The sequence below is a fragment of the Tolypothrix sp. VBCCA 56010 genome (assembly GCF_050875635.1).
Lineage (GTDB): Bacteria > Cyanobacteriota > Cyanobacteriia > Cyanobacteriales > Nostocaceae > Hassallia.
In genome coordinates, this window is the sequence record NZ_JBPAOH010000264.1 from 1 (window position 1) to 5,836 (window position 5,836).

7 protein-coding genes are annotated in these 5,836 nt (G+C 40.9%); all 7 read right to left on the reverse strand.

Annotated features, from left to right (window positions below; translation table 11 throughout):
* Positions 1-688 precede the first annotated feature (688 nt).
* Positions 689-988: a cell division topological specificity factor MinE gene (gene minE / locus AABK37_RS39945; protein WP_432556934.1), complete on the reverse strand. Its 300-nt coding sequence runs from the start codon at positions 986-988 to the stop codon at positions 689-691.
* 27 nt (positions 989-1,015) lie between these two features.
* Entirely contained in the window at positions 1,016-1,822 is an 807-nt protein-coding gene (minD, locus tag AABK37_RS39950) for a septum site-determining protein MinD (RefSeq protein WP_432556935.1), read from the reverse strand.
* A 69-nt stretch (positions 1,823-1,891) separates the two neighbouring features.
* Positions 1,892-2,269, reverse strand: a complete 378-nt coding sequence (locus AABK37_RS39955; protein WP_432556936.1) for a four helix bundle protein — start codon at positions 2,267-2,269, stop codon at positions 1,892-1,894.
* A 17-nt stretch (positions 2,270-2,286) separates the two neighbouring features.
* Positions 2,287-3,270, reverse strand: a complete 984-nt coding sequence (minC, locus tag AABK37_RS39960) for a septum site-determining protein MinC (protein ID WP_432556937.1) — start codon at positions 3,268-3,270, stop codon at positions 2,287-2,289.
* Positions 3,260-3,397: a hypothetical protein gene (locus tag AABK37_RS39965; protein WP_432556938.1), complete on the reverse strand. Its 138-nt coding sequence runs from the start codon at positions 3,395-3,397 to the stop codon at positions 3,260-3,262. Before AABK37_RS39965 ends, minC begins: the two co-directional genes overlap by 11 nt.
* Before the next feature lie 243 nt (positions 3,398-3,640).
* Positions 3,641-4,966: a four-carbon acid sugar kinase family protein gene (locus AABK37_RS39970; protein WP_432556939.1), complete on the reverse strand. Its 1,326-nt coding sequence runs from the start codon at positions 4,964-4,966 to the stop codon at positions 3,641-3,643.
* 5 nt (positions 4,967-4,971) lie between these two features.
* Positions 4,972-5,634, reverse strand: a complete 663-nt coding sequence (locus tag AABK37_RS39975) for a magnesium transporter (RefSeq protein WP_089128431.1) — start codon at positions 5,632-5,634, stop codon at positions 4,972-4,974.
* Between the last annotated feature and the right edge of the window lie 202 nt (positions 5,635-5,836).

The following is a 5,836-nucleotide window of genomic DNA, read 5'->3' on the forward strand; positions in this document are numbered from 1 at the left end:
TGCCACACCTTGATTCCTTAAAAACTACCCATAAGGGTTTTGACCCTTCTTGCTTAGTCTCTCACAAAAATGGTCGGTTTATTTCCGCCACCCTGTACTAGTAATTTAGGCGTGACAAGCATTATAGGTATTAAAAGCATAACATTGCCGAGGAAAATTGGAAGTATAAGCCCGCCAAACGGCAATATTATGGGTATACCGACAAATAGCTTTGTATTTATACTTATATGCTCAGAGAAATATTATCATTAAAACATCAATAAAGATAGTATTTTTACGTAACTTTTCCCAGATATTGATAAAGTCTTAACTTCTTAAAATTGTGTAGTTTATATAATTTATGTAAATTGTGTATTGACAGTGTGGTATAAAATTGAGTCACTAAGAGTCAGCCTTCAAAAATTACCAAACCCTCTATAGCGCAATGTAATCTCGATATTTACACCTTGTTTTTACTCTTTGAGCCAAAATTTAGAGGATGCAGTAGAAACTGGCATAGTAATTAATATTTCTTCATGGTTGAGAGGCAGCGATGGGGTATGAATAGCAGTCGAACCAAAAATCGGGTTAAGAAAATGATTATTGTGATAACGATAAAAAACCTGTACTTAATAGGTTGACATATCCCTTATTTAGTCAGGCTGTAAGCGCTATTTTCCTATCAATGGACAAATCATAAACCATAAAATTACTGAGTCTTATCATTGCTTTCTAACTTAGGTACAGTTTCTTTAATTCGGCGGATGGGTAAATTAGCAATTAAGGCTGTCGTTCGTTCGTTGCTTTCTAAAGAAAACTCTAAGCCGTCCATTTCAACTTCTACGTAGCGACAGACTATTGCTAAGATTTCTTGCCGCATTTTTTCCAAGGTCTGAGGATCTAAATCAGCGCGATCGTGAGCAATCACCAGTTGCAAGCGACGTTTAACTTGAGTGCGACTGGTGTCAGAAGTGCGAGAAAAAAGTCTTTCGAGAAATTCAAGAATCATTGCGACTAGGTGTGCGAAGACTGGAAATTAAACAATCTTTGTCCATAACAATTTTCTCAAACGAGTGAAGATATTGTCTGGGGATGAGTCAAGCTCAAGAAATTCAACTGTTTCCCCTTCCAATCTTCGAGCAATGTTTTCAAAGGCTGTGGCAGCTAAAGAGGGAGTTTCGCTTAATACCAAAGGTTCGCCGCGATTGGTTGAAACAATAACGCGCTCGTCGTCAGGTATTACGCCAATCAAGGGAATTGCCAGAAGTTCCTGAACATCTTGAGTTGACATCATATCATTTGCCCGAACCATTGCGGGTCTGATGCGGTTAATTATTAAATGAATCCGCTTGATGCCTTGTGCTTCTAGTAACCCGACTACGCGATCGGCATCGCGGACGGAAGCGATTTCCGGGGTAGTGACAATTAAAGCTTCTTTGGCTGGGGCGATCGCATTCTTAAACCCCATTTCAATTCCCGCTGGGCTATCAATTAATACATATTGATACTTCTGCGCCAGTGCATTCACTAATAACTTCATCTGGTCGGGAGTGACGGCATCTTTACTGCGGTTTTGTGCCGCTGGTAAAAGCACTAGATTTGGCTGCCGCTTATCTTTAACTAAAGCTTGTTCTAAACGACACTCTCTTGCTAGGACTTCCACCGCCGTATAAACAATGCGGTTTTCTAGACCTAGCAACAAATCTAAATTTCTCAAACCAAAATCCGCATCAACCAAGGCTACTTGACGCCCCATTTTGGCTAAAGTCATACCCAAATTTGCGGAAACTGTGGTTTTACCCACACCTCCTTTACCGGAGGTTGTAACAATAATGCGAGTCATGATCGAGGGGAGGGGGAAAGGGGAAAGGGGAAAGGGGAAAGGGAAGAGGGGGAAAGGGGAAAGGTTTTATTATTTTAGTGATTGATTTATGGATTGAATTTGATTAAATAGCATACGACTTAACTCCATAGCTTGGCTATAAAGTTGAGCGTAAACTTCTTGCTCTAAGTAGCCTACTTCTAATGCTACTCTTAAAAGGCTACGAACTTCCCCCGCAGAACCTTTAGCAAAATTGAGAAAATTCAAGTATTCTTTACGGGAATATCTTTCAAAGCCTTCTGCAATATTGGTGGGGATTGATACTGATGCACGTCTTAATTGGTCTCTTAAGCCAAAATCCTTGCTCAGTTCACCATCTTTAGTTACTAAGTATATTTGCTTGACTAACTCAATCCCTTTTTGCCACACTTTTAAATCCTCAAAAGTTTCTATTTTCTTTTTTTCCATTCCTTTCCCCTTTCCCCTTAAATCTTATTTAATTGGGAGCGGGAAAAATCACTTGCTTTAGAGATGCGAATTCCTTCGGGGGTGATATGTGCCACTTCTGGATAAAACTGCAACGGGGATTTTTCGGGTGCCCTAGCGACAGCATCGGCAATCCGCAGTTGGGTAGGTTCCATTTGTACAGCCATAATTAGACACTCGCGATTGCCACCAGCACCGGCGTGAGCAATTCCACGTAGACGACCCCAAACTAGAATATCTCCATCTGCGACTACAATACCACCTGGATTTAAATCTCCCAAGATAATTACACTGCCTGGGTGACGAATTAAGTGTCCGGAACGCACGGTCATTTGCAGATAAAGGGCATCTGCTAGGGGTTGTGGGGCTGTTTGTGAGGCTAAATTTAGAGTAGATTCAGCTTGTACTTGTTCTACAGAATAGCCAGATGATACGGCAGCGATCGCTGTTTGCCGACGGCTGGTAGAAACTGATTTTAACTGAAGTTGAACTTCATTTAAAGATTCGGCAAGTTCTTGCAGTTGTCTAGTATCTAACAAGCGATCGCGTGCTACCAGATGCACTGGTGTGTTCGGTAAACGAAAGCGATCGCCACCCTTTAACCGCAGTTTCATTTGTTGCCAAATCTCAGACCAGCTGACTTCTGAGGGAGGCACTTGCGATTCTGTTGGTAAAATTAACAACAGCCTTTCTGCTTCACTTTTCCACTGAACTTGGATATTATTATTTACCGTGTTCTCTGACAACGGTGATTCAATGAAATTTACATCGGGAACAGCTTTTAATTCTACATCCTCGCTTGGGATAGAATTTGCTTTATCTTCGCCTTGAGTAGAATTCGACTTTAAATATACAATCACAGAATCTACTTCCGGATCGGGAAGGACAGAATTTGACTCTGTATAACCTGAAGTAGAATTTGCCTCGACATCAGAGTTATTTTCAGCAGAATTTAAATCGGAGATAGCATAATCACCAGTCATGCAACACCAGCCAAAGACGAGGGAGTGGAAAGTGGGGAGTAGAAAGTGGGGAGTGGGGAGTAGAAAGTGGGGAGTGGGGAGTGGGGATTTTTAGACTTTGTTTTGAACTTTGCGAGTAAGAGTGCATTCATTGATTTTTACACTATGAGTGAGCAAAAAAGGGCATGTTTTTCTTATCGCTTTCTTGCTTTTCGCTTTGCCCTTTGCCGAAATAAATGCAACAAGTCTAATATAGCGGTCAAGAGTTGTGTACAATACATGAGCGAGCGCTCGTGTAGGGACAATTCATGAATTGTCCCTACAAATACGCTCTTATTCATCATGAAAGGATAATTGCTATATTTGAGATTAGTTGTAGGCAACAACATCCTCACTCAGTATTTTTACTTAATCTTCGATATATAGTAGCCAAAGCATCAGCATCACCGACATTACCGGGAAATAGCACCACTGGCAAGTTAGGGAACTGCGGATGATCGGATGGAGTAATCACCATCGAACAACCAGCTAAAATTTGACCGAGTAAACGCGCTGTTGTCAAAGCTAGACCATTACTTAAGACATCGTTTGAGGTAATGCCACCCTTACTGATTAAGAATCCTATATCAGATGGTAAACCCCGGACAATATCCATTAATAAGCTGGAAACTTTTTCTCCAAAGTCTAACCGTGTTTTTACATCTTTAAAAGAAAGTTCCTGACGACTGGTATAAACTACTGGGGTTTTTCCCGCGTTGTGTGCTGCCTGCGTACTTTCAAGAATCTCCGATAGTAGTGTAGCAGATTGATTTGACTCATCAAGCAATCGCTGTACATTGACTTCGATTCCTAGTGTACCGTCTGCTTGTAATAATTTTTCTAACTGCTGAGTCGTTTTTTTGACATGAGAACCGACGATAACTGCACCGGGTTTACTTCCACGTACATAAGCAGCCATATTTTCGGGGGCGATCGCTTGGGTCGGTAATGCCGCCAAAGCAGTTAAAATACTCGCAGCACTGCGAAATAAAAAGCGTTTCCCTTGACTTGCTGCACTCAGCACATCTTGGGCAAAGCGATTTAAATCAGCTTGAGTTTCACCATCCACGACAGCGCACTGATTACCAGTGAGTTTCATCAGCCTTTCTAAACTACCAGCACGAATATCGGCAAGTAAAAATCTTTCTACTGCATCAGCTTTAATACGTCCTTGAGTTTTTTCTTCTACATACTTAGGTAAGTAACTGTAATGGTAGCCAAAAACCGAATCACGGGCAAATTCAGTTTCATGTACTGGAGTGGGTACGCCATCGATAATTAAGTAATGTATACTATCGCGGGTGATGCGTCCTCCTTCAAAAAACGCGGGTACGAGAAAATGAGCATCAAACGGACCGAGTTCAGCGGCAATAACATCAGTTTCAATGGGGTAATGTCCGCGTAAAGTCGAATCTGAACGACTTACAATCAGAAAATCGTTAATTTCTTCAGTTTTTAACGCTAATTTTAAGTTATGGCAAACTTCTTTAGTTACGGATGCGGCTGATTCTGGAGGTAGCGACCTTGTATTAGTTAGTACAAAGAATATTGGGGAATCATCCTGTAAACCTGTGCGTAAAGTTTCCACATCCCAGCGCATCAGCAGCAAGCAACTGTGGACTGTTTGAGAACCTGTAGGGTCATCATCCAATACAATTATTTTTGGTTTTTTGCTCATTAAAATCAACTAGAAGAATGTAACTTTCTTATCTCGGCTTGTACCTCAACGGCAATCTGCAATGATTCATTAAGAAGTTGAGCGTATTCGCTTGCTTGACTACTAACTTGTAAAGCTTGCAGATTCGCTAAATTATTCACAAATAACTCTTGGTTATTTGCCAGTAATTTTTTATTATCTCGCAAAATTCGCTCTGTTTTCAGAGCGCGAACTAAATCTTCTCTAATAAGTTGCAAAGCCGCGATAACATTGTCTCTATCATTGATAGTACTTTCATTCCCAGATGTTGCCAGTTGATCGTTAATATCTATTGCTTGAATAACTCCATGATATTTATCAACTTCATCTAAAAGTATTGTCAGTGCTTGAGGACAGGTTTTTCGTCGCCACAACCAACGTCCAAATAGCACGGTAATTGGTACGATAGTTAGTAAGCTGATTCCGATTAAAATCGAAGAACCAATTGTCGGCAAAATGATAAATGCATAAATAAACCCGACAATTATCGGGGTGAGTGCTAAAGCCACAAGCATTTCATTGAAGAAAAATCCCCATCGTTTTTCTTTATCTTTGATAATCGAGGGTCGAAAGACATCATCTGGATCGAATCCAGTCAAACGTCTAAGTTCCCCTTTGGTAATTTCTAAACCTAACAAATCTGGCTGCACAACTGGATACTCCTGTGGAAGTGCGAGTTGCGTATTTATTTTAGTCGGGTTTGGTACTTAAGCAGTGCGGATTTTATGCATTACTGTTAAATCCGCAAATATAGCCGTTCTTAGTTGGATGCAATACAAAGTTCTATCGTCGCATGTAGGGGCACGGCATTGCCGTGCCCCTACAAAGTGTATTGGACTCAACCAATAACCG